General features: G+C 60.1%; 27 protein-coding genes, 1 pseudogene and 1 riboswitch. Of the genes and pseudogenes, 9 read left to right on the forward strand and 19 right to left on the reverse strand.

The window, feature by feature from the left end; translation table 11 throughout:
- The 3 genes and pseudogenes from L9Z73_RS01960 to L9Z73_RS01970 all read left to right on the forward strand — a co-directional run.
- Window positions 1–138 (forward strand): annotated as a pseudogene (locus L9Z73_RS01960) (glycerate dehydrogenase); the annotation flags it as partial.
- 30 nt (window positions 139–168) lie between these two features.
- On the forward strand, window positions 169–1,167 hold the full coding sequence (locus L9Z73_RS01965) for a class I SAM-dependent methyltransferase (protein WP_247395957.1): 999 nt from the start codon (window positions 169–171) through the stop codon (window positions 1,165–1,167).
- A gap of 50 nt (window positions 1,168–1,217) precedes the next feature.
- Window positions 1,218–1,339, forward strand: a riboswitch (yybP-ykoY riboswitch).
- Window positions 1,340–1,427: 88 nt separating this feature from the next.
- Entirely contained in the window at window positions 1,428–2,012 is a 585-nt protein-coding gene (locus tag L9Z73_RS01970; RefSeq protein WP_247396011.1) for a TMEM165/GDT1 family protein, read from the forward strand.
- Window positions 2,013–2,093: 81 nt separating this feature from the next.
- On the opposite strand, the gene L9Z73_RS01975 is transcribed toward L9Z73_RS01970, so the two are convergent.
- The 4 genes from L9Z73_RS01975 to L9Z73_RS01990 all read right to left on the reverse strand — a co-directional run bounded on the left by L9Z73_RS01975 (window position 2,094) and on the right by L9Z73_RS01990 (window position 4,179).
- Window positions 2,094–2,912, reverse strand: a complete 819-nt coding sequence (locus L9Z73_RS01975; protein ID WP_247395959.1) for a M48 family metallopeptidase — start codon at window positions 2,910–2,912, stop codon at window positions 2,094–2,096.
- Between the two features lie 155 nt (window positions 2,913–3,067).
- Window positions 3,068–3,688 carry an SOS response-associated peptidase gene (locus L9Z73_RS01980; protein ID WP_247395962.1) on the reverse strand — a complete coding sequence of 207 codons (621 nt, stop codon included), beginning with the start codon at window positions 3,686–3,688 and terminating at the stop codon, window positions 3,068–3,070.
- 36 nt (window positions 3,689–3,724) lie between these two features.
- Window positions 3,725–3,985, reverse strand: coding sequence for a putative signal transducing protein (locus L9Z73_RS01985; RefSeq protein WP_247395964.1), 261 nt, complete (start codon window positions 3,983–3,985; stop codon window positions 3,725–3,727).
- Between the two features lie 11 nt (window positions 3,986–3,996).
- The gene (locus L9Z73_RS01990; RefSeq protein WP_247395965.1) at window positions 3,997–4,179 is read right to left on the reverse strand and encodes a CPXCG motif-containing cysteine-rich protein; all 183 of its coding nucleotides are present in this window, start codon (window positions 4,177–4,179) and stop codon (window positions 3,997–3,999) included.
- A 133-nt stretch (window positions 4,180–4,312) separates the two neighbouring features.
- On the opposite strand from L9Z73_RS01990, the gene L9Z73_RS01995 reads away from it, so the two are divergent.
- Window positions 4,313–5,476: a 1-acyl-sn-glycerol-3-phosphate acyltransferase gene (locus L9Z73_RS01995; protein ID WP_247395966.1), complete on the forward strand. Its 1,164-nt coding sequence runs from the start codon at window positions 4,313–4,315 to the stop codon at window positions 5,474–5,476.
- Between the two features lie 121 nt (window positions 5,477–5,597).
- Here L9Z73_RS01995 and L9Z73_RS02000 read toward each other — a convergent pair whose 3' ends face one another.
- The gene (locus L9Z73_RS02000) at window positions 5,598–5,855 is read right to left on the reverse strand and encodes a hypothetical protein (protein ID WP_247395967.1); all 258 of its coding nucleotides are present in this window, start codon (window positions 5,853–5,855) and stop codon (window positions 5,598–5,600) included.
- A gap of 181 nt (window positions 5,856–6,036) precedes the next feature.
- Between L9Z73_RS02000 and L9Z73_RS02005 the strand changes: the two genes are divergently transcribed.
- Complete coding sequence (locus L9Z73_RS02005) at window positions 6,037–6,246, forward strand: hypothetical protein (protein ID WP_247395968.1); 210 nt, start codon at window positions 6,037–6,039, stop codon at window positions 6,244–6,246.
- 54 nt (window positions 6,247–6,300) lie between these two features.
- Here the strand turns inward: L9Z73_RS02005 and L9Z73_RS02010 are convergent, their stop codons facing one another.
- A complete protein-coding gene (locus L9Z73_RS02010; protein ID WP_247395969.1) occupies window positions 6,301–6,885 on the reverse strand; it encodes a YajG family lipoprotein in 585 nt (194 codons plus the stop codon).
- A 193-nt stretch (window positions 6,886–7,078) separates the two neighbouring features.
- Here L9Z73_RS02010 and L9Z73_RS02015 point away from each other — a divergent pair, with 193 nt between their 5' ends.
- Together L9Z73_RS02015 and mqo are read left to right on the forward strand one after the other, a co-directional pair.
- Window positions 7,079–7,312: a hypothetical protein gene (locus L9Z73_RS02015; protein ID WP_247395970.1), complete on the forward strand. Its 234-nt coding sequence runs from the start codon at window positions 7,079–7,081 to the stop codon at window positions 7,310–7,312.
- A 728-nt stretch (window positions 7,313–8,040) separates the two neighbouring features.
- Window positions 8,041–9,549 (forward strand): malate dehydrogenase (quinone), encoded by a 1,509-nt coding sequence (gene mqo, locus L9Z73_RS02020; protein WP_247395971.1) that lies wholly within the window; start codon window positions 8,041–8,043, stop codon window positions 9,547–9,549.
- A gap of 62 nt (window positions 9,550–9,611) precedes the next feature.
- On the opposite strand, the gene L9Z73_RS02025 is transcribed toward mqo, so the two are convergent.
- From L9Z73_RS02025 to L9Z73_RS02035, 3 genes are all read right to left on the reverse strand, one after another.
- The gene (locus L9Z73_RS02025; RefSeq protein WP_048723922.1) at window positions 9,612–9,899 is read right to left on the reverse strand and encodes a PA4642 family protein; all 288 of its coding nucleotides are present in this window, start codon (window positions 9,897–9,899) and stop codon (window positions 9,612–9,614) included.
- Between the two features lie 191 nt (window positions 9,900–10,090).
- Entirely contained in the window at window positions 10,091–10,576 is a 486-nt protein-coding gene (locus tag L9Z73_RS02030) for a hypothetical protein (RefSeq protein ID WP_247395972.1), read from the reverse strand.
- A gap of 61 nt (window positions 10,577–10,637) precedes the next feature.
- Complete coding sequence (locus tag L9Z73_RS02035) at window positions 10,638–11,195, reverse strand: hypoxanthine-guanine phosphoribosyltransferase (protein WP_247395973.1); 558 nt, start codon at window positions 11,193–11,195, stop codon at window positions 10,638–10,640.
- Window positions 11,196–11,358: 163 nt separating this feature from the next.
- Between L9Z73_RS02035 and upp the strand changes: the two genes are divergently transcribed.
- Together upp and L9Z73_RS02045 are read left to right on the forward strand one after the other, a co-directional pair.
- Window positions 11,359–11,997, forward strand: coding sequence for a uracil phosphoribosyltransferase (gene upp, locus L9Z73_RS02040; RefSeq protein ID WP_247395974.1), 639 nt, complete (start codon window positions 11,359–11,361; stop codon window positions 11,995–11,997).
- A gap of 2 nt (window positions 11,998–11,999) precedes the next feature.
- Window positions 12,000–13,274: a uracil-xanthine permease family protein gene (locus L9Z73_RS02045; protein ID WP_247395975.1), complete on the forward strand. Its 1,275-nt coding sequence runs from the start codon at window positions 12,000–12,002 to the stop codon at window positions 13,272–13,274.
- A 130-nt stretch (window positions 13,275–13,404) separates the two neighbouring features.
- On the opposite strand, the gene hisC is transcribed toward L9Z73_RS02045, so the two are convergent.
- The 10 genes from hisC to L9Z73_RS02095 form a co-directional block, all read right to left on the reverse strand.
- Entirely contained in the window at window positions 13,405–14,457 is a 1,053-nt protein-coding gene (gene hisC / locus L9Z73_RS02050) for a histidinol-phosphate transaminase (protein WP_247395976.1), read from the reverse strand.
- A gap of 3 nt (window positions 14,458–14,460) precedes the next feature.
- Window positions 14,461–15,786 (reverse strand): histidinol dehydrogenase, encoded by a 1,326-nt coding sequence (gene hisD / locus L9Z73_RS02055; protein ID WP_247395977.1) that lies wholly within the window; start codon window positions 15,784–15,786, stop codon window positions 14,461–14,463.
- A gap of 127 nt (window positions 15,787–15,913) precedes the next feature.
- Window positions 15,914–16,549 (reverse strand): ATP phosphoribosyltransferase, encoded by a 636-nt coding sequence (gene hisG, locus L9Z73_RS02060; RefSeq protein ID WP_010567704.1) that lies wholly within the window; start codon window positions 16,547–16,549, stop codon window positions 15,914–15,916.
- A gap of 216 nt (window positions 16,550–16,765) precedes the next feature.
- Window positions 16,766–18,031: a UDP-N-acetylglucosamine 1-carboxyvinyltransferase gene (murA, locus tag L9Z73_RS02065; protein ID WP_247395978.1), complete on the reverse strand. Its 1,266-nt coding sequence runs from the start codon at window positions 18,029–18,031 to the stop codon at window positions 16,766–16,768.
- A gap of 23 nt (window positions 18,032–18,054) precedes the next feature.
- Entirely contained in the window at window positions 18,055–18,294 is a 240-nt protein-coding gene (locus L9Z73_RS02070) for a BolA family protein (protein ID WP_247395979.1), read from the reverse strand.
- A 114-nt stretch (window positions 18,295–18,408) separates the two neighbouring features.
- Window positions 18,409–18,714 (reverse strand): STAS domain-containing protein, encoded by a 306-nt coding sequence (locus L9Z73_RS02075; RefSeq protein WP_247395980.1) that lies wholly within the window; start codon window positions 18,712–18,714, stop codon window positions 18,409–18,411.
- Window positions 18,711–19,358 (reverse strand): MlaC/ttg2D family ABC transporter substrate-binding protein, encoded by a 648-nt coding sequence (locus tag L9Z73_RS02080; RefSeq protein ID WP_247395981.1) that lies wholly within the window; start codon window positions 19,356–19,358, stop codon window positions 18,711–18,713. The genes L9Z73_RS02075 and L9Z73_RS02080 overlap by 4 nt, the downstream gene beginning before the upstream one ends.
- 11 nt (window positions 19,359–19,369) lie before the next feature.
- The gene (gene mlaD, locus L9Z73_RS02085) at window positions 19,370–19,837 is read right to left on the reverse strand and encodes an outer membrane lipid asymmetry maintenance protein MlaD (protein ID WP_247395982.1); all 468 of its coding nucleotides are present in this window, start codon (window positions 19,835–19,837) and stop codon (window positions 19,370–19,372) included.
- The gene (mlaE, locus tag L9Z73_RS02090) at window positions 19,837–20,634 is read right to left on the reverse strand and encodes a lipid asymmetry maintenance ABC transporter permease subunit MlaE (RefSeq protein ID WP_247395983.1); all 798 of its coding nucleotides are present in this window, start codon (window positions 20,632–20,634) and stop codon (window positions 19,837–19,839) included. Before mlaE ends, mlaD begins: the two co-directional genes overlap by 1 nt.
- Window positions 20,634–21,443 carry an ATP-binding cassette domain-containing protein gene (locus tag L9Z73_RS02095; protein ID WP_247395984.1) on the reverse strand — a complete coding sequence of 270 codons (810 nt, stop codon included), beginning with the start codon at window positions 21,441–21,443 and terminating at the stop codon, window positions 20,634–20,636. The genes mlaE and L9Z73_RS02095 overlap by 1 nt, the downstream gene beginning before the upstream one ends.
- Window positions 21,444–21,651: the final 208 nt, after the last annotated feature.

A 21,651-nucleotide genomic window follows, 5' to 3' on the forward strand; every position in this document is an offset into this window, starting at 1 on the left:
GCCGGCGACATCCCGCGCTTCATCGTCACGCCCCACAATGCCTGGGGCAGTCGCGAAGCGCGGCAGCGGATCGTCGGTCAACTGGCAGAAAACGCCCGCGGCTTTTTCAGCGGCGCCCCGCTGCGCGTCGTCAGTTGATAAACTGCGCCCCTTTTCAAGGAGCAGACCATGGATCCGCGCAGTGAAGTACTGCTTCGTCAGGCCGAACTTTTTCAAGGCAACCTGCTGCTGGTGGGGTTGCCCGCCGACGATTTGCTCGGCCGCCTGCCCAATGCGCATGGCTGGTGCTGGCATGCCGGTGACCAGGCTGCGCTCGACGCACGTTTCCCCGAGCGCAGCCAGTTCGGCGTGAATGTGCCGCAGCGCGCGTTTGATGCGGCAGTGATCTTCCTGCCCAAGTCCAAGGACCTGACCGACTACCTGCTCAACGCCGTGGCCGCACGCCTGCCCGACGCCGAGCTGTTTCTGGTGGGGGAGAAAAAAGGCGGTATCGAAAGCGCCGCCAAGCAGATGATCCCCTTCGGCAAGCCGCGCAAACTCGATAACGCGCGCCACTGCCAGTTGTGGCAAATCACCGTGGCCAACACGCCGCAAGCGGTGGAGCTGGAGAGCCTGGCGCAGGTCTTCGAAGTGCCGCTGGCCGAAGGGCCGCTGAAGGTGGTGAGCTTGCCGGGCGTATTCAGCCATGGCCGCCTGGATCGCGGTACCGAATTGTTGCTGGAGCACTTGGACAAACTGCCCAGTGGCCACCTGCTGGACTTCGGTTGCGGCGCTGGAGTGTTGGGCGCGGCGGTCAAACGTCGCTACCCGCACAATACAGTGACGATGCTGGATGTGGATGCCTTCGCCACCGCCAGCAGCCGCCTGACCCTGGCCGCCAACGGTCTGGAAGCCGAGGTGCTGACGGCGGATGGCATCGACGCCGCGCCGATGGGCTTGAACGCGATCCTGAGCAACCCGCCGTTCCATGTGGGGGTACACACCGATTACTTCGCCACGGAGAACTTGCTGCGAAAAGCCGCGAAACACCTGGCAAAAGGCGGCGAACTTCGGCTGGTTGCCAACAGTTTCCTGAAGTACCAGCCACTGATCGAAGAGCACTTGGGCGTGTGTGCGATCAAGGCCGAAGGCAACGGTTTTCGCATCTATCGCGCCAAGCGCGGCTGACAGGCGTTTGAAAAAGAACACTTGCCGAATGGATTTCGCCTAGGCAGAATCCGCTCCGTCCTAGGGGAGTAGTCTCCCACGAGCGCCACGCTCGTCCGGCATACGTCAACATACTTGGTCAACAGACCATGGCGTATGCGACCCAGGAGTCCGCTCAGACGGACCGGGGTTTGACAAGACCTATGACACGCACACCTTACCCGGGGCGGGAAGGCTGTACGTGTCATAGCCGTGTCGACCCGCCCCTGGAAACCTACCTGATGCTGGATTCATTGCTCGTACCTACCGCAATCGTTGCCTTGGCCGAAATCGGCGACAAGACCCAACTGCTCGCGCTCATCCTTGCCGCACGCTTTCGCAAACCCTGGCCGATCATCGCCGGCATCATCGCCGCGACCCTGGCTAACCATGCCGCCGCCGGTGCCGTGGGTGCCTGGTTCGGTAGTTTCTTCTCGACAGCGGTACTGCACTGGATTCTCGCGGCGAGCTTCTGCGCCACGGCGCTGTGGACCCTGGTGCCGGACAAACTCGACGATGACGAAGCCAGTACCTCGCGCAAGTTCGGGCCGTTCCTGACCACCCTGATTGCGTTCTTCCTCGCCGAAATCGGCGACAAGACGCAGATCGCCACGGTGATGTTGGCGGCGCAATACCCTGAGCTGTGGCTGGTGATTATCGGCACCACCCTGGGCATGTTGATTGCCAACGTACCGGTGGTTCTGGCGGGGAATTTTGCCGCGGAGAAATTGCCGCTGACCTTGATTCGTCGACTGGCGGCTACGGCGTTCTTTGTCCTGGCAATCGTTGCGGTGTACAAGGCCATGCAAAGCAGCGGTTGGATCTAAGGATCTAAGCCCGCAAACCCAATCCACTGTGGGAGGGGGCTTGCCCCCTCCCACATTTGGATCTTCATAAGGCTTGGATTATCAGGACTTCTTGGCCTGTTGGTAGAGCGGCATCACCTTCGGAATCGCCGCCTGCAACGAGGCGATCCGGCTGTCGGAGGCCGGGTGAGTGCTCATGAACTCCGGTGGCGAGCCTTCCGAAGCCTTGGCCATTTTGTTCCACAACGTGATGGCGGCGTTCGGGTTGTAACCGGCACGGGCCGCCAATTCCAGGCCGATCAGGTCCGCTTCGTTTTCATTGCTGCGGCTGTTGGGCAAGGTCATGCCGTAGTTGGCCACGGTATCGGCCAGCGCCAGGCTGTCCTGGCCCAGGCCGAACAACGCGCCGGCGCCTTGCTTGGCCATCTCGATGCCGTAGGCTTTGGACATGGCTTCACGGCCATGTTCACGCAAGGCGTGGGCGATTTCATGGCCCATCACCGCAGCCAGTTCGTCATCGGTGAGCTTGAGGTTATCGATCAACGCGCTGTACACGAAGATCTTGCCGCCCGGCCCGCAGTTGGCGTTCATCTCATCGCTCTTGATCAGGTTCACTTCCCACTTCCACTGCGCCGCATCCGGACGGAAGGTAGGCGCCTGGGCGATCAGGCGGTTGGCGATGGCCTGCACGCGTTTGGCGTTGGCGCTGGTCTTGTCCACCAGGCCTTTGCCGCCAGCCTCACCCAGGGTCTGCTGGTAGGACTGCGCATACATCTGGTCGACTTCCTGGCTCGACAGCATGCTGAACATGTACTGCTTGCGCTCCACCCCAACGGCACCGCCGCTGGTGGTGTTGACCGACTGACACCCGGCCAGCAGCACCGCCGCCGCTAATACACTTACGGCCAATGATTTCTTCATCAACACACTCTCCCTGAAAGACGCCCTGAAAACATGGCGGGTATCCTAGGCGGTGATTTGTATCGACGCCAGATACATCAGACGTGCAGACGCTAAATTTCGGATACATCCCACATTCCCGCCACAGCAGCAGGCTGGATCAATCCGATCAAAATTCAAGCCGGGGTCAGGCACTCCGGCCCATTGAGTTTGGGATCATTGACCATATTGGCCAAAACCCGCTCGCGCAAAGGGACGGGCTCACTGGCCAGCAACCCCTGTAATACGTGCAAGGGCGTTTCGGGGTTCAGCCACGCCTCCTGCCCCGCCGCGTCCAGAATCAACGGCCGCCGCTGACTCTGCGCCGCCTGCGTCACCACCGCTGTGCTCAACCACACCTGCTCCTGCACTGGATAGGCTTCCCAGATAGCCGCGAAAAACAGCGTCGAACCTTCCCCTGGCGTCAGCCAGTACGGCCGCTTGCGCTGGGTGCCACGCCATTCGTAGAAACCGTTGGCCGGCAGCAGGCAACGACGCTGACGAAACGCTTCGCGAAACATCGGTTGCTCAGCCAGGGTTTCGGCGCGGGCATGGGCCGGGGTGCGGGAAAGGTCCGTCAGCCATGGCGGTGTCAGGCCCCAACGGGCGCGCGCCAGGGTGCGCTGGCCGTCGGCGGCGCGCTGGATCAGCACCGAATCATTCGGAGAAATATTCCACTGGGCCTGCTGATCCGCCGGAAAGCCCGGCAAGGCAGCAAACGTGGGATTCCAGCGAAACAGGGCATAACGTCCACACATGGGGCAACACGACTCTTGGGTAAACCGACCGACAGCCTAACAGACCAATACGTCAGGGAAGTTGTCGGGTTCATCACCGGGCAACGGTTGCGCGCCGTTATAGATGGTGATCAGCTCGCGGGCGGAGGCGGCCTGGTCATTGTCCACCTCCAGCCCCAGCAGCCCGAAAATCGGCAACTCGCCCGCACCACCGAGCAAATGGGCCCCCACCAAGTGCGCCTCGATCCCTTCGCTGGCGAGCATCTGCTGCAGTAACTCGCCTTCCATCAGGTTTTCCGGTTCATAGATTCGCTGCATGGGCGCACCTGCTATTCGTTTTCGCTGCGAGTTTCGAGCATCCACTCTTCACCATGGACCTGCAGGCTGAAAATGATCGGTCGGCAACACACCTGACAGTCTTCTATATAGGTCTGGTCACCGCCGGATAAATCCACCGTGGTCTCCACCACCTCGCCACAATAAGGACAATCGTACAGCGCAGTTTCCAGCATCGCAGCCTCCCAGGTGACTTGTGCGTATAATCGCCGGTCTATTTACAGGGTTATATTTCGGCCGAGCCCATTACTCAGGCCGCACCCTGGTATTTTCTCTACTTACCCTAGCCGTTTCTAACAAGAGAGCATGATGGGCGAATTCGATACCATCCGACCTTACAACGACAGCGAAGTCCCGGCAGTGCTGGAGCGGCTGTTCAGTGACAAGGCCTTTCTGGACATCCTGACCCACTTCCGCTTCCCGCGCTTTGCCGGCGCCTTGGGCTGGCTGCTCAAGCCAATGATCGCCCGCAAGCTACGCCGTGAATTCGCCGGTGTCACCACCGTGGCCACGCTGCAGGACAAAGTCGAGTATTACGTCGACCACACCATTGATCGAGCGACCGACGGCGTGACCTATACCGGCGTGGAACAGCTCAAATCGGGCACCGCCTACGTCTTTTTGGCCAACCATCGCGATATCGTGATGGACCCGGCCTTCGTCAACTATGCCGTGTATCACGCCGGCCTGCCGACGCCGCGTATCGCCATTGGCGACAACCTGCTGCAAAAACCGTTTGTCAGCGACCTGATGCGCCTGAACAAAAGTTTCATCGTGCATCGCTCGATCACCGGGCGAAAGGAAAAGATGGCGGCCTACCAACTGCTGTCGGCTTACATCAACCACTCGATCCGCCACGACTGTCAGTCGATCTGGATCGCCCAGGCCGAAGGCCGCGCCAAGGATGGGGATGACCGCACCGAATCGGCGATCCTCAAGATGTTTCACGTCAGCCGCAAGGACGAGCCGTTTGCCGAGGTGATCCAGTCGCTGAACCTGACGCCGGTGTCCATCAGCTACGAGTACGACCCATGCGATGCCGCCAAGGCCCGCGAGTTGTACATCCGCGCCACCACCGGCACCTACACCAAGGCGCCGGGCGAAGACGATGTGAGCATTGCCCTGGGCATTACCGGCTACAAAGGCCGGGTGCATGTGAACTTTGCGCCACCGATCACCGAGCGTTTCGAAGACACCAAACTGCTCGCCGTGGAAATGGACCGGCAGATTCTCGGGGGTTATCGCTTATTCCCGGTTCACTACCTGGCATATGCCCAGTGGAGTGACGCCGACCCGCAATTGCAGGTATCCAAGGCTGCAGACCTCTTCCCGGCCGACGAACTGGCCAAGGCCAAGGCAGAGTGGGAGCGGCGCTTGAACGAGTGCCCGGTCGAACACCGGCCGTTTCTGGTGGTGCAATATGCAACACCAGTACGCAATCAATATCGGGTCAAGGCGGGCATCCCGCTGTAATACACCTATCCAAACCTGTGGGAGCGGGCTTGCCTGCGATTCGGTGGTTCAGTCACAGATGTACCGACTGTTACTCCGCTATCGCAGGCAAGCCCGCTCCCACAGTCGTTTCAGGGCGCAACTAAAAACGCGTACTGATCCATGAGCTCAGCAGCGCGAACCCCAGGCAGGCGAAACCAACACGATAAGCCAGGCGATGCGCCCGTTCGGTGCGCACATCCAGAAACAGCATGGGCTGGTCGATGGCGCGCTCTTCGCTTTGCGCGGCGAGCCTGGCCATGGCGCGCTGTTCCTTCAAACGGGTAATGAATAGCAGCGCAGCCCCAGGGCAAGCCACTAATAGAGCAACAACATTGATCAGCAGTCCGGGCAGCGCCATCACAAACCTCGTTGAAACAGTGCCTTGGTATCAGTTCAGATACAAACCTGAACGATAGTCGCCTCCTGCGCCTAAAGCTCCCTCCCCCATTGACGGCTAATGTATCCAGTAATTTCCGGCGTCACCTGAACGTCACCTTAACCGTTCACTCTATGGCCCTTCGAACACTCGGGAGCTTGTCATGTTGCACGCGCAAAACCAGGATCGGCTGTATTTGATTGCCCCAAGCGATGAGCAAGAGGCGCTGATCGGCGGCCTCGCGTTCAACGTCCAGGACCGCCACTGGCTGGTGTATTGCGCCCTTGGCGGGCACCAGCATGCGGACCTGCCGGAGACAGATCTGCTGACCGGAGTGAGCGTGCTCGACTTCGGTATCGACACCGCGGCATGAAACGCCAGGCACAAAAAAACCGGGCTCAGCGCTGAGCCCGGTTTTTATCAACCGTTATTGCGAGCTGAGCAGTTGGCCGATGCTCGGGTCCTTGAACAACCGGGTCAGGGCGTCGCTCAAGACATCGCTGACGAGCTTGGTGTTGGTTTCCTGGTTCGGTGACATGCCGAAGCGCTGGTTGAGGGACGCACCGTAACGGCCGCTGTAGCGACGGGTGCCGGCGCTGACGTCGGACTTGAACGTCGCACCGATAGAGGCCTCAGTCACGTACAGGCCTTCTTTGGGCGACTGGTATTTCAGCTCGGCCAGGGTGATGGTCAACTGCGGAGCGCCCGGCGAGTTCGCCGGGGTAAAGCCGAGCAGACGCACCGCTGCTTCAGCCTGGGCTTGCAGCTTGGGGAGCACGTCGGCGGCGCTTACCGACACCAGGGCGGTCTCCGGGTACAAGCCACCACGGGAGCCCAGGGTAGGCGAAGGACGACCATCCACCACACGCACCGATACCGGCTGACCGTGACCCACCGGAGCCAACTGCGTGGTGAGCTTCGGTTGCGGGCTGAGTTGTTGCGGGCTATTGGCGCAGCCAACCAGGGCCAAACTGGTCACAGTGATCAAACCGAACAACAGGCGTTGCAACATGCTCTTCTCTCCAGAAATCGAGTACCGACAGGCCAGCAGTATAGCGGGCGGCCCTCGCCGGGAACTAGCGTCAGTTACAACCTATGACTCGTGGGCACTGTAGGGGTTCGATGTCACCTCTATGTCACAGTCGATACACGGACTCGTCATCCCCCGCAGGCATGCTTGGTCTCAATCTCAGGAGGTCGATCCCATGTCTTTTCTCTGGTCGCTGTTTACACGCAAACCCGTCCTTCGCCAATTTGCCCTGCTCGATGCGCAAGGTCGCTGCCAGGCCTTCAAAGAGTGCAGCCAGCCTCCGGTCGGCGATGGCTGGGTGGAAATCGAAGAAATTCGCTTGAGCTGGATGCACCACCCACTGCCCGCCAGCGCCCGCATCAGCGCGCGCTCGGCGCAGTCGGCGCATCACCAGCCGTTGACCGCCTGACCAAACGCCTAATAAAAGTCATAAAACACGCCCATTTCCTTAGCGTTCTTCGCTACAATCTCCCCCCGATTATAAGGACGTCTCCTGATCGGGCCTCGCAACATCGTTAATGCCTCGGCATTAGCCCCCCCAGATCGCCCACAGAGAGCCGCCCACACAGATCGTGTGAAGCTGGCGCGCTTGCTGTTTTCTTTGCAATCCACCCGCCTTTACCGAATCTGCCAGAGCTGCCATTGCGCTCGGCCACTTGAGTTGTTTGCCCGTTTTGCCGCATGCCGGCAAGGTTTTCCGGGCCAGGTGCCAGGCTGGGCAGCCCTTTTTTGAGGTTCACGTCTTCAAAAGAGCGTGAAAAAAACGGGTTTTCACAACTTCACAAGAGTGTGGCGAGCAAATGAATAGTTTGGCGTTTGTACAAGCACCATCAGCGTCTGGAACAGCCCAATCACACAGGACCGAGTACTCCTTAAAAACCGGAGCTTGAGCCTGTCCGCTACGGATTGATTGCACTAATCGCACGCCGTTGACCATAAGTCGAATTGCCACAGTCGCCCATGAATGCGTTCATAGGCAGATTAGCCCGGCAGGAAGCGTGCGCTGAAGTTGCAAAGAATTGCGAAACGGACATGGCGATCCTGGCCATGGGTAACCTGGGGCAACACGTGAACCGCCCCGTCACTCCTGGCAGCCATGCCGTCAATTTGGTGCTGCAGATTTTGGAGACGCGTTAAATGGCGCATAACGAAGCAGTCGACGTAGTACTGGTAGGGGCCGGCATCATGAGTGCCACCCTGGCCGTACTGCTCAAAGAGCTCGACCCCGGCCTCAAGCTGGAAGTCGTTGAGCTGATGGACTCGGGTGCCGCGGAGAGTTCCAACCCGTGGAACAACGCCGGTACCGGCCACGCCGGGCTGTGTGAGCTGAATTACACACCCCAGGCCGCCGATGGTTCCATCGACATCAAGAAAGCCGTCCACATCAACACCCAGTTCGAGGTGTCGAAGCAGTTCTGGGCGTACCTGACCAAAAAAGGCACCTTTGGCTCGTCCAAGTCCTTTATCACCCCAGTGCCGCACCTGAGCTTCGTGCAGGGCGACAAAGGCGTGGCATTCCTCAGAAAACGCTTTGAAACCCTCAGCAAGCACCACGCATTTTCGGATATGCGCTATACCGAAGACCGCAGCGATATGGCTGCGTGGATGCCACTGATGATGCCGGGCCGCCCGCTCGACGAAAAAATCGCCGCGACCCGCGTGCAGAACGGCACCGACGTCAACTTCGGCGCCCTGACCAACCAGTTGCTGAGCCACCTGACCAGCTCGCCCGATGCGCAGGTCAAGTACAGCAAGCGCGTGACCGGCCTCAAGCGCAATGGCGCGGGCTGGACCGTGAGCATCAAGGACGTCAACAGCGGCAACAGCCGCGACGTGGACGCCAAGTTCGTGTTCCTCGGCGCCGGTGGTGCGGCCCTGCCGCTGCTACAAGCCTCGGGCATCGAAGAAAGCAAAGGCTTCGGCGGCTTCCCGGTCAGTGGCCAGTGGCTGCGTTGCGATAACCCGGAAGTGGTCAAGCACCACCAGGCCAAGGTCTACAGCCAGGCCGCCGTGGGTTCGCCACCGATGTCCGTGCCGCACCTGGACACCCGCGTGGTCGACGGCAAGACGTCCCTGCTGTTCGGGCCTTACGCCGGTTTCACCACCAAGTTCCTCAAGCACGGCTCGTTCCTTGACCTGCCGATGTCGGTACGCGCCGGCAACATCGGCCCGATGCTGGCCGTGGCCCGGGACAACATGGACCTGACCAAGTACCTGGTCAGCGAAGTGATGCAGTCCATGGAGCAGCGCCTGGAATCCCTGCGCCGCTTCTACCCGGAAGCAAAAGCCGAAGACTGGCGCCTGGAAGTGGCCGGCCAACGGGTACAGATCATCAAGAAAGACCCGAAAAAAGGCGGCGTGCTGCAATTCGGCACCGAGCTGGTCGCAGCCAAAGACGGCTCGCTGGCGGCGCTGCTGGGCGCGTCCCCGGGCGCTTCGGTGACGGTGTCGATCATGCTCGAACTGATCGAGCGTTGCTTCCCGGACAAGACTGCGGGCGAGTGGGCGGCCAAGCTGCACGAGATCTTCCCGGCCCGTGAAAAGGTCCTGGAGACTGACGCCGAGCTGTACCGCAAGATCAACGCGCAGAACAACATCAGCCTGGAACTGGTTGAGCACAACAACGAAGCTGAAAGCTACGCTTAAGGCCTCGAGATAAAAAAGCCCCGCTTCTCGATCTGAGAAGCGGGGCTTTTTTTCGCCTGCGATCAGCCGCGGGCGTTATCGATCAGCTCAATGTACTCGGCGGCGTTGCGCTGGTCCTTGATCAGGTCGACAAAAGTCTGACCATGCTCGTCCTTGCCGTCGAGGTCCAGGCCGGCTTCCTTGAAGAAACCCAGGAAGCGCTCGAAGTCGTCGATACGCAGGCCACGGTAGGCCTTGGTCAGCTTGTGCAGGGACGGTGAAGTCGCGTCGACCGGCTCGAAGTCGAGGAACAACTTGATTTGATCGTCGCCGATCTCGTCACCAATCACCTGTTTCTTATCTTTACGCATTACCGACTCCAGCCTGCAGACATTTACACGGGGGTTGAAGTCTACCTGCGAGGCGCCGGCTTCGAAAGCACTGAGAACCACTGTGGGAGGGGGCTTGCTCCCGATTGCGGGGTGTCAGTCGACATCTCATTGACTGATCCACCGCAATCGGGAGCAAGCCCCCTCCCACATTTGGTTCTTCAGTGTTCTCGCTACTTGGAGCGAACGGCGCCGGTGTGCAAATCCGCCCAGATATGCCCGTTGGCATAACTGAGGAACTGCACATACACCGTGTCATTGCGCAGCAGGTCGACGATCATGCGGTATTGGACCGCAGGGTAGGACAGGGTCAGGGTTCTGGTCTTGTCGTCGAACACCGGCTTTTTCAGGCTTTTGCTTTCGGCGTCGAAATTGAGGATCACCTGAGCGATGGTCGCGCCTTTGTTCAAGGACTTGCCCTTGAGGCGAATCATCAACGGCGACGTCACGGGGATCGGCTGTTGCGTGGATTGACGCTGGTTACCCACCACCACCGCGTACTCGGTGACTTGCAACAGTTGCTGCTGATCGGGCGCTGCGGCGCGCAGGGCCAGATCGTCCGGCGGCAGGAATTGGCTATGCATCGGCGCCGGGGCGGCGGCCAGCGGCAGGCTGAGGCTCAGCGCCAGGGCGGCGCAGGTGCGAATCAATAGGCTCATGAACAACTCCAGACGCAGAGGCCAGGCACGATAGCATGCCAACCCTGCGCCGATGCCTTGATCACATCCCTTTAACGGCGTAAATCCCATTGGCATTACGCCAGTAACCTTTGTAGTCCATGCCGTAACCGAAGATGTAGCGGTCGATGCACGGCAGGCCGACGAAATCGGCTTTCATTTCAGGCCGCGCCTTGCGGTCGTGGTCTTTGTCGATCAGCACGGCGGTGTGGACTTTGCGGGCGCCGGAGTGTTTGCAGAAGTCGATGATTGCGCCCAGGGTATGCCCTTCATCGAGGATGTCATCGATGATCAGCACGTCGCGGTCCATGAACGAGACTTCCGGCTTGGCTTTCCAGAACAGGTCGCCGCCGCTGGTTTCGTTGCGATAACGTGTGGCGTGCAAGTAGGACGCTTCCAGCGGGAAGTGCAGATGGGTCAGCAATTTTCCAGCGAAGATCAGACCACCATTCATCACGCAGAAGACCACCGGGTTGGTGTCGGCCATTTCGCGGGTGATCTGTGCGCCAACCTTGGCGATCGCCTCTTCGACTTGCGCTTCGGTGTACAGGCAGTCAGCCTCGCGCATGATTTGACGGATATGCTCTAGATCAGCAGACATGGCGCTCTCCAGGGGGTGCTGTGGCAAGAAAAGCGGGCAAAGGTACGCATGTGAAGCGCAACGATCAAGCCTTAATGGACTAACGTGCTAGATGTCTATAGGACAACACCCTCGGATAGATTAATCTAGGCCGGTTTTTTTGCCCGCCGCCGGAGCCTTTCCCATGCCCACTCGCGAGATCCGCCATCCGCTGATCCGACACAAGCTCGGCCTTATGCGCCGCGCCGACATTAGCACGAAGAACTTCCGTGAGCTTGCTCAGGAAGTCGGAGCGTTGCTCACCTACGAAGCCACCAAAGACCTGCCCCTGGAAAGCTACGAGATCTGCGGTTGGGCCGGTCCCGTCCAGGTCGAGAAAATCGCCGGCAAGAAAATCACCGTGGTGCCGATCCTGCGCGCCGGCATCGGTATGCTCGAAGGCGTACTCAGCCTGATCCCGGGCGCAAAAGTCAGCGCCGTGGGCGTGGCCCGCAATGAACAAACACTGCAGGCCCATACCTACCTGGAAAAACTCGTACCCGAAATCAACGAGCGCCTGGCGATGATCATCGACCCGATGCTCGCCACCGGCAGCTCCATGGTTGCCACCATCGACCTGCTGAAGAAGGCCGGTTGCAAGGACATCCGCGCCATGGTGCTGGTCGCCGCGCCCGAAGGTATCGCCGCCGTCGAGAAGGCTCATCCGGACGTGCAGATCTACACCGCGTCCATCGATGAGCGCTTGAACGAACACGGCTACATCATCCCAGGCCTGGGCGACGCCGGTGACAAGATCTTCGGTACCAAGCAGAAGGACGCGTGAGCATGCAGGATGAATTCAACGACCCGCTTTGGCGCCAGATCCTGTCTGGCGCACAAATGCTCTTCGTAGCATTTGGCGCGTTGGTGTTGATGCCGCTGATCACAGGTCTCGATCCAAACGTCGCACTGTTCACCGCAGGCCTGGGCACGTTGCTGTTCCAGGTAGTGACCGGACGGCAGGTGCCGGTGTTTCTGGCGTCGAGCTTTGCCTTTATCACCCCGATCATTCTCGCCAAGGGCCAGTTCGGCCTGGCGGCGACCATGGGTGGGGTGATGGCGGCCGGTTTCGTTTATACCTTCATGGGCCTCGCGGTGAAGATCAAGGGCACCGGTTTCATTGACCGGCTGCTGCCTCCGGTGGTGATCGGGCCGGTGATCATTTCCATCGGCCTGGCCATGGCGCCGATTGCCGCCAATATGGCGATGGGTAAATCCGGCGACGGCGCCGAGTTGATCCATTACCAGACGGCGATGCTGATCTCGATGCCGGCGTTGCTGACCACAGTGATCGTGGCCGTGTTCGGCAAGGGCATTTTCCGCCTGGTGCCGATCATCTCCGGCGTGCTGGTGGGCTTTGCCATGGCGTTCTATTTTGGTGTAGTCGATACGGCCAAAATTGCCGCCGCACCGTGGTTCGCCCTGCCCCACTTCACCGCGCCGGAGTTCAACTGGCAGGCGATTCTGTTTATCGTCCCAGTGGCCCTGGCCCCGGCGATCGAGCATATCGGCGGTGTGATCGCGGTGGGCAGCGTGACCGGTCGCGACTACCTGAAGAAGCCCGGCCTGCACCGCACCCTGCTGGGTGACGGCATTGCCACCACGGCCGCCGGCCTGTTTGGCGGCCCGCCGAACACCACCTACGCCGAAGTGACCGGCGCAGTGATGCTGACCAAGAACTACAACCCGAAAATCATGACCTGGGCGGCGGTGTTTGCCATCAGCCTGGCGTTTATCGGCAAGTTCGGCGCACTGCTGCAGAGCATTCCGGTACCGGTGATGGGCGGGATTCTGTGCCTGCTGTTCGGCTCGATTGCTGCCGTAGGCATGAACACGCTGATTCGCCACAAGATCGACCTGGGCGAAGCGCGCAATCTGGTGATTGTGTCGGTGACGCTGGTGTTCGGGATTGGCGGTGTGCTGGTCGGCACCGGCAACGGCCCGGACGATTTCGGCCTGAAGGGCATCGCCCTGTGTGCGGTGGTGGCGATTGGTTTGAACCTGCTGCTGCCGGGCAATGACGGCTGGAAGCACAAGAAGCCGGATGACCCGCTGATCTAACCAACACTGCAAAACTGAATGTGGGAGGGGGCTTGCCCCCGATAGCGGTGAATCGGTCGATTATGATGTCGACTGACACTCCGCCATCGGGGGCAAGCCCCCTCCCACATTTTTAGATCTTCAGTGTGACTTAGAGCTCGCCTAGGCCATCGATCAGCGCCTGGTTCTGCTCTGGTGTGCCGATGCTGATCCGCAGGAACTGGTCAATCCGCGCCTGCTTGAAGTGCCGCACAATCACCCCTTGCTCACGCAACTTGGCCGCCAGGCCGGCGGCGTCGTGCCGTGGGTGACGAGCAAAGATGAAGTTGGCCGCCGACGGCAGCACGTCAAAACCTTTCTCCTCCAACTGCGCGACAACCTTTTCGCGGCTGTCGATCACCCACCGGCACGTCTTCTCGAAGTACTCACGGTCATCGAACGCCGCCGCCGCGCCGACAATCGCCAGGCGATCGAGCGGATAGGAGTTGAAGCTGTTCTTGACCCGCTCCAGCGCCTCGATCAGGTCCGGGTGGCCCACGGCCAGGCCCACGCGCAAACCGGCCAGTGAGCGCGATTTGGACAAGGTCTGGGTGACCAGCAGGTTCGGGTAGCGATCCACCAGACCGATGGCAGTTTCACCGCCGAAGTCGACGTAGGCTTCATCCACCACCACCACCGAATCCGGGCTGGCCTTGAGGATCTGCTCCACCGCATCCAGCGCCAGTACGCAGCCGGTCGGCGCATTCGGGTTAGGGAAGATGATCCCGCCGTTCGGCCTGGCGTAGTCCGCTACGCGGATCTGGAACTGCTCATCCAGCGGCACCGGGTCGGACTTGATGCCGTAGAGGCCGCAGTACACCGGATAGAAGCTGTAGCTGATATCCGGGAACAACAGTGGCAGGTCGTGCTGGAACAGCGCGTGGAAGATGTGTGCCAGGACTTCATCGGAACCGTTGCCGAGGAACACGTTGCCGGCGTCGATCGCGTAAAAACGGGCCACGGCCTGCTTGAGCAGGTCGCTGTTGGGGTCCGGGTACAAGCGCAGGTTGTCGTTCAACTCGACCTGCATGGCCGCCAGCGCCTTGGGCGACGGGCCGTAGGGGTTTTCATTGGTGTTGAGCTTGACCAGTTTGCTCAGCTTGGGCTGCTCACCAGGCACGTAAGGCACCAGGTCCTTGACGAAGGGGCTCCAGAATTTGCTCATGCCTCAGTTCCCCTTATTGTCTTCAAGGATGCGGTATTCGGCGCTACGTGCGTGGGCGCTCAAGGATTCGCCACGGGCCAGTACCGAAGCGGTCTTGCCCAGCTCGGAAGCGCCTTGTGGCGAGCAGAAGATGATCGACGAACGCTTCTGGAAGTCATACACCCCCAGTGGCGACGAGAAACGCGCGGTGCCGGAGGTTGGCAATACGTGGTTGGGGCCTGCGCAGTAGTCGCCCAGGGCTTCGCTGGTGTGGCGGCCCATGAAGATCGCCCCGGCGTGACGAATCGACGGCAGCCAGGCTTGTGGGTCGGCCACGGACAATTCCAAGTGCTCCGGTGCGATGCGGTTGGCCACTTCGATGGCCTGCTCCATGTCGCGCACCAGGATCAGCGCACCACGGCCATTGATCGACTTCTCGATGATCTCGGCGCGATCCATGCTCGGCATCAGCTTGTTGATACTGGCGGCGACCTTGTCGAGGAACTCGGCGTCAGGGCTGACCAGAATCGCTTGGGCGTCTTCGTCATGTTCGGCCTGGGAGAACAGGTCCATGGCGATCCAGTCCGGGTCGGTCAGGCCGTCACACACCACGAGGATTTCCGAAGGGCCGGCGATCATGTCGATGCCGACCTGACCAAACACGTGGCGCTTGGCGGTGGCGACATAGATGTTACCGGGGCCGACCACTTTGTCGACCTTCGGCACGCTTTCGGTGCCGTAGGCCAACGCCGCGACAGCCTGGGCGCCGCCGATGGTGAACACGCGGTCGACACCGGCGATGCAGGCTGCCGCGAGGACCAGTTCGTTGATTTCACCGCGCGGCGTCGGCACCACCATGACCACTTCGGTCACACCGGCCACCTTGGCCGGAATCGCATTCATCAAAACCGACGACGGGTACGAGGCTTTACCGCCCGGCACGTACAGCCCGGCACGATCCAGCGGCGTGACCTTCTGGCCCAGCACAGTGCCGTCGGCCTCGGTGTAGCTCCAGGAATCCTGTTTCTGCTTCTCGTGGTAACTGCGCACCCGCGCCGCCGCGAGTTCCAGGGCTTCGCGCTGCGGCACGGTAATCCGCGTCAGGGCCAGCTCCAGGCGTTCACGGGGCAGGATCAGGTCCGACATGGACTTGACGTCCAAACCGTCGAACTGGCGGGTGAAGTCCACCAACGCGGCGTCACCGCGCTCGCGCACGGCCTTGATGATGTCGAGCACCCGCTGGTTGACCGAGTCGTCGGACACACTTTCCCAACTCAGCAGATGATCCAGATGATGGGCGAAATCCGGGTCGGCAGCGTTGAGTCGGGCAATTGCAGTGGACGTGGTCATAGCGAGGGCCTCATAGGATTGGCAAAAACTCAGGCGCCCTAAACTAGCAGTCGTTTCCGCTTGGGCACCTGAGAATTCTGGCTATGAGGCGGATAGACGGGCGCAGCTTTTCAGCTACGCGGGTTGGTCAACCGCGGTGTCGAGACTCCACTGCGTTGCGCAGGGTATCGATCAACGCCTGGATACGCGCGTGCTGCATCTTCATCGATGCCTTGTTGACGATCAGGCGAGAGCTGATGTCAGCAATGAAATCCTGGGGCTCCAGGCCGTTGGCGCGCAGGGTGTTGCCGGTATCGACCACGTCGATGATCTTGTCGGCCAGGCCGATCAGCGGTGCCAGCTCCATCGAGCCGTACAGCTTGATGATATCGACCTGACGGCCTTGCTCGGCGTAGTAACGCTTGGCGACATTGACGAACTTGGTGGCCACCCGCAGGCGCCCCTTGGGCTCGACGTCACCGACCCGGCCAGCGGTCATCAGCTTGCACAGGGCAATACGCAGGTCCAGTGGCTCGTACAGGCCCTGGCCACCGTATTCCATCAAAACGTCTTTACCGGCGACACCCAGGTCGGCGGCACCGTGTTCAACGTAGGTCGGCACATCGGTAGCCCGCACGATCAGCAGGCGAACGTCGTCCTGGGTCGTAGGGATGATCAACTTGCGGCTCTTGTCCGGATTCTCGGTCGGCACGATGCCCGCTTCAGCCAGAAGCGGCAAAGTGTCGTCAAGGATGCGGCCCTTGGACAGTGCGATGGTCAACATGGGAAACGTCAGTCCTTCATCAGGCTATTGCGGTCTGGTCGCAAACGGCGCCAGACACAGATCGAGGCCATTACAGCCTCGATTTGAAACAAATCAGCTAACCGCAAACTGTGGCGAGGGAGCTTGCTCCCGTTGGACTGCATAGCAGTCCCGCTCTTGGGGCCGCTTCGCGACCCAGCGGGAGCAAGCTCCCTCGCCACAATTGCAGTCCTTGGACTAGCCCGGTACGCGGCGGATCTTCGCGCCGAGCATCTGCAGTTTTTCTTCGATGCACTCGTAGCCACGGTCTATGTGGTAGATGCGGTCGATCAGCGTGTCGCCCTCTGCGCACAGTGCGGAGATCACCAGGCTGGCCGAGGCCCGCAGGTCGGTGGCCATGACGGGCGCGCCCTTGAGCTTGTCGATGCCGGTCACAATGGCCGTGTTGCCTTCGACCTGGATCTTCGCGCCCATACGGTGCAGTTCGTACACGTGCATGAAGCGGTTTTCAAAGATGGTCTCGATCACGGCACCGGTGCCTTCGGCAATCGCGTTCAGGGAGATGAACTGCGCTTGCATGTCGGTCGGGAACGCCGGGTACGGGGCGGTCCGCACGTTGACGGCTTTTGGCCGCTTGCCGTGCATGTTCAGCTCGATCCAATCTTCACCGGTGGTGATTTCAGCGCCGGCTTCCTTGAGTTTTTCCAGCACGGACTCAAGGATGGTCGGATCAGTGTCCTTGACCTTGACGCGGCCACCGGTGACGGCGGCGGCAACCAGGTAGGTCCCGGTCTCGATGCGGTCCGGCATCACCTTGTAGGTGGCCGAATGCAGGCGTTTTACACCTTCAATGGTGATGGTGTCGGTGCCGGCGCCGCGGATGTTGGCGCCCATGGCGATCAGGAAGTTGGCCAGGTCGACCACTTCCGGCTCGCGCGCGGCGTTTTGCAACACACTGCGACCGTTAGCCAGGGCCGCGGCCATCATGATGTTCTCGGTACCGGTCACGCTCACGGTATCAAAGAAGAAGCTGGCGCCACGCAGGCCGCCTTCCGGCGCCTTGGCCTTGATGTAGCCGCCTTCGACGTCAATGGTGGCGCCCATGGCTTCAAGACCACGGATGTGCAGGTCCACCGGACGCGAACCGATCGCGCAACCGCCAGGCAGGGCCACTTCGGCTTCGCCGAAACGAGCGACCATCGGGCCAAGCACCAGGATCGACGCGCGCATGGTTTTCACCAGCTCATACGGGGCGATCAGGGTCTTGATGGTGCGCGGGTCGATTTCAACCGACAGTTTTTCGTCGATCACCGGCTCAATGCCCATGCGACCGAACAGCTCGATCATGGTGGTGATGTCGTGCAGGTGCGGCAGGTTGGCCACGGTCACAGGGCCATCGCACAGCAGGGTCGCTGCCAGGATCGGCAAGGCGGAGTTTTTCGCACCGGAAATGCGGATCTCGCCATCAAGGCGGGCACCGCCGGTAATAATCAATTTATCCATAAGAATCTCGACGCCTTGGGGGCTCAGGTGCGCTCGGCCCAGGCCGCGCGGCTGAAAAATTTCATAGTGACCGCATGGATGCTGCCATCGGTGATCCACGGGTTCAAATGGGCATAGACCTGCTGTTGACGCTTGACCGGGCTCAGTGCCGCCAGTTCATCGCTAATCAAATTCAGCTGGAAGTTGCAGCCTTCGCCTTCAACTTCTACGTTCGTTTCCGGCAGCTTTCCTTCAAGGAAGCTCTTAACTTCTAGGGCCTGCATGCTCAACCTCTATCGGCGCCCAGTGCGCACGGGTCGCACATCATACAAAAAAGCCCCGCGCCTGCGAACCCCGCATAGCAGGACTCTGACGGGGGGCCTCCTTGAAAATGTGTATTAAGGATGTGCCAACAGCTCGGTCAGACCGTAAACCTCGGCAATTTCACGCATGTCATCGGGCAGCGCACTTATGCTGACCGGTTTTTTGGCTGCCTCGGCATCACGTATGAAGCACAGCAGCAACGACAAGCCGACGCTGCTGGACTTGCTCACCGCCGAGCAATCGAGCACCAGCGACGGCGCGGTGCTCGCCTTGATCAGCGCCTGCCCCTGCTTGCGCAGGTCCGGCCCGGAGCGGTAATCCAGCACACCGCTGAGGAACAACTCGCCAGCGTCGCCGATACGAACAGCCGCCTCGGTCATTGCGCGGGCTTCCCAGCGGCTTTATCGGTCTCTTCCTTGGCCTTGGCCACTTCACCGGCCCAACCATTGATGGTCTTGTCCAGGTCGTTGCCATTGCGCTGCATGGCGTCAGCGAACTGATCACGGAACAGCTTGCCGATGTTGATGCCGTTGATGATCACGTTACGCAGTTTCCACTCGCCGCCGATCTTCTCCAGCGTGTACTGCACAGGATAGACGGCGCCGTTGCTGCCCTTGACGACCATGCCGACGCTGGTGCGATCGCCCGACTCATCCTTGGCGGGGTCGACAGTGATCCCCTGGTTGTTGTACTCGAGCAGGGCGTTACCGTAGAACTGGAACAGGCCCTTTTTGAAGTTCTCCTGGAATGTCTGCATCTGCGCGGGCGTGGCCTTGCGCGAATACTTGACCGTCATGATGCTGCGCGAAATGCCTTCGGCGTCCACGACCGGGCCGACAATGGTATTGAGCGAGTCGTAAAACTTAGTCGGGTCTTGCTTGTACTGTTCTTTATTGGCGGTCAGGTCAGCCAACATTTTGCTGGTCGTGTCCTGCACCAGTTCGTGCGCAGAACCCGCCGCGTTGGCCATCAACGGCAGTGCTGCAAGCAGTACCAGCAGACCACGTCGCAAGGTAGAGATCATGAACAGAGTCCTCATTTGGCGTCTTTATTGACCGTATTGAGCAGAAATTTACCGATCAGATCCTCAAGCACCAGCGACGACTGTGTGTCGTGGATGGTGGAACCATCCTTGAGCAGAGCTGTTTCGCCACCCACGCTGATCCCGATGTATTTCTCGCCCAGCAAGCCCGCGGTGAGGATAGACGCGGTGGAGTCGGTTGGTAGGTTATCTACCTTTTTGTCCAACTGCATCGTCACTCGCCCGGTGAAGCTGTCGCGATCCAGATCGATTGCCGAGACCTTGCCGATGGTCACACCGGCCATGGTCACTTTAGCTCTGACAGTCAAACCGGCGATATTGTCGAAGTACGCGTAAAGTTTATAAGTATCGGCGGTGGGGCTGGCCGAAAGGCCACTGACTCGCAGGGCCAGCAACAGTAAAGCCAGGATGCCAGCCAGCAAGAAAAGGCCGACACCGATTTCCACAGTGCGGTTTTGCATCAGAAATCTCCAAACATCAAGGCGGTCATAATGAAGTCAAGGCCCAGTACCGCCAGCGAGGCGTACACAACGGTCTTGGTGGTGGCGCGACTGATCCCTTCTGAAGTGGGCTCACAGTCATAGCCTTGGAATACGGCGATCCAGGTCACAACAAAGGCGAAGACAATGCTCTTTATAATGCCATTGAGCACGTCGCCGTTGAAGGTCACGCTGTTTTGCATGTTGGCCCAGTAGGAGCCGTCGTAGACCCCCAGCCAGTCCACCGCAACCCAAGAACCGCCCCATATACCCACCACGCTGAAGATCATCGCCAGCAGCGGCAGGGAAATGAAGCCGGCCCACAGGCGCGGGGCAACAATGTACTTGAGCGGGTCCACACCGATCATCTCCAGGCTGGACAACTGCTCGGTGGACTTCATGTTGCCGATTTCAGCAGTCAGCGCAGAACCGGCGCGCCCGGCGAACAACAGGGCCGCGACGACCGGGCCGAGTTCACGCAACAGCGTCAGGGCGACCATCTGCCCCACCGCCTGTTCCGAGCCGTAGCTGGACAGGATATTGAAGCCTTGCAACGCCAACACCATGCCGATGAAGAGCCCGGAGACCACGATGATCACCAGGGACATCACACCGACGGCGTGCAGTTGTTTGATCAACAGACCGAAGCTGCCGCCAATGCCGCCCCGGCCGAGCAAGGCGTGGAACAGGAAAATCGTCGAGCGGCCGAGCACTTCGATGATGTCGATGCCGGAGCGACCGAAAAGGCGCACCTTCTCGATAAGAGATGTCTTGCGCATCAGCGCTTCCCCAGAAGATCTGAGCGGTAGTCCGCTGCCGGAAAATGAAAAGGCACCGGGCCATCGGGATCGCCGGTCATGAATTGGCGAATGCGCGGGTTGTCAGCGTTCATCAGTTCTTCCGGTGTTCCCTGCCCCAGCACCTGGCCATCACCGACTACATAGAGGTAGTCGGCAATGCTCGCGGTTTCGGCCAGGTCGTGGGAGACCACGATACTGGTGATCCCCAGCGCATCGTTGAGCAGGCGGATCAGGCGCACCAGCACGCCCATGGCGATCGGGTCCTGTCCCACGAAGGGTTCGTCATACATGAGAATCTGCGGATCGAGGGCAATGGCACGCGCCAGGGCGACACGACGTTTCATACCGCCAGACAGTTCGTCCGGCATCAGGTCGATGGCACCGCGAAGGCCCACGGCCTGCAGTTTCAGCAGCACGATGTCACGAATCATTTCATCGGACAGCTGGGTATGCACCCGCAGCGGAAATGCTACGTTTTCGAACACATCGAGGTCGGTGAACAGCGCACCGCTTTGGAACAGGACCCCCATGTGCTTGCGCGCATCGAACAGATCGCTGCGCGACAGCGTCGGCAGGTTCTGGCCGTTGACCCATACTTCGCCGGCGTTGGGCCGCAATTGCATGCCCATCAGGCGCAACAGGGTGGTCTTGCCGCAACCGGAAGGTCCCATGATGCCCGTGACCTTGCCACGGGGAATGCGAATATCGACGTTATTGAAGATGCTGCGCGTCCCGCGCTTGAAGGTAAGGCCCTTCAGCTCGACCGCGTAGGCGTTATCGGCACTCATCTAAACTCCTTGGAATGCAGCCTTTCACTCAGACACCACGTTTGCGACAAACGTTTGCAACGGTTGCGCAATATAGTTAGCCACATGGGCTGGGGGGACCGAACTGGCGGCGAACTATATCACTGCTGGTGCAGAGCCCCCAAGGCCGGAACAGCGCTTGTTCAGATTGGGGACAGGGAAAAACCGTTGCCGGCTATGTTACCGAGGA

The organism is Pseudomonas emilianonis (assembly GCF_023072625.1).
GTDB classification, from domain to species: domain Bacteria; phylum Pseudomonadota; class Gammaproteobacteria; order Pseudomonadales; family Pseudomonadaceae; genus Aquipseudomonas; species Aquipseudomonas paraveronii.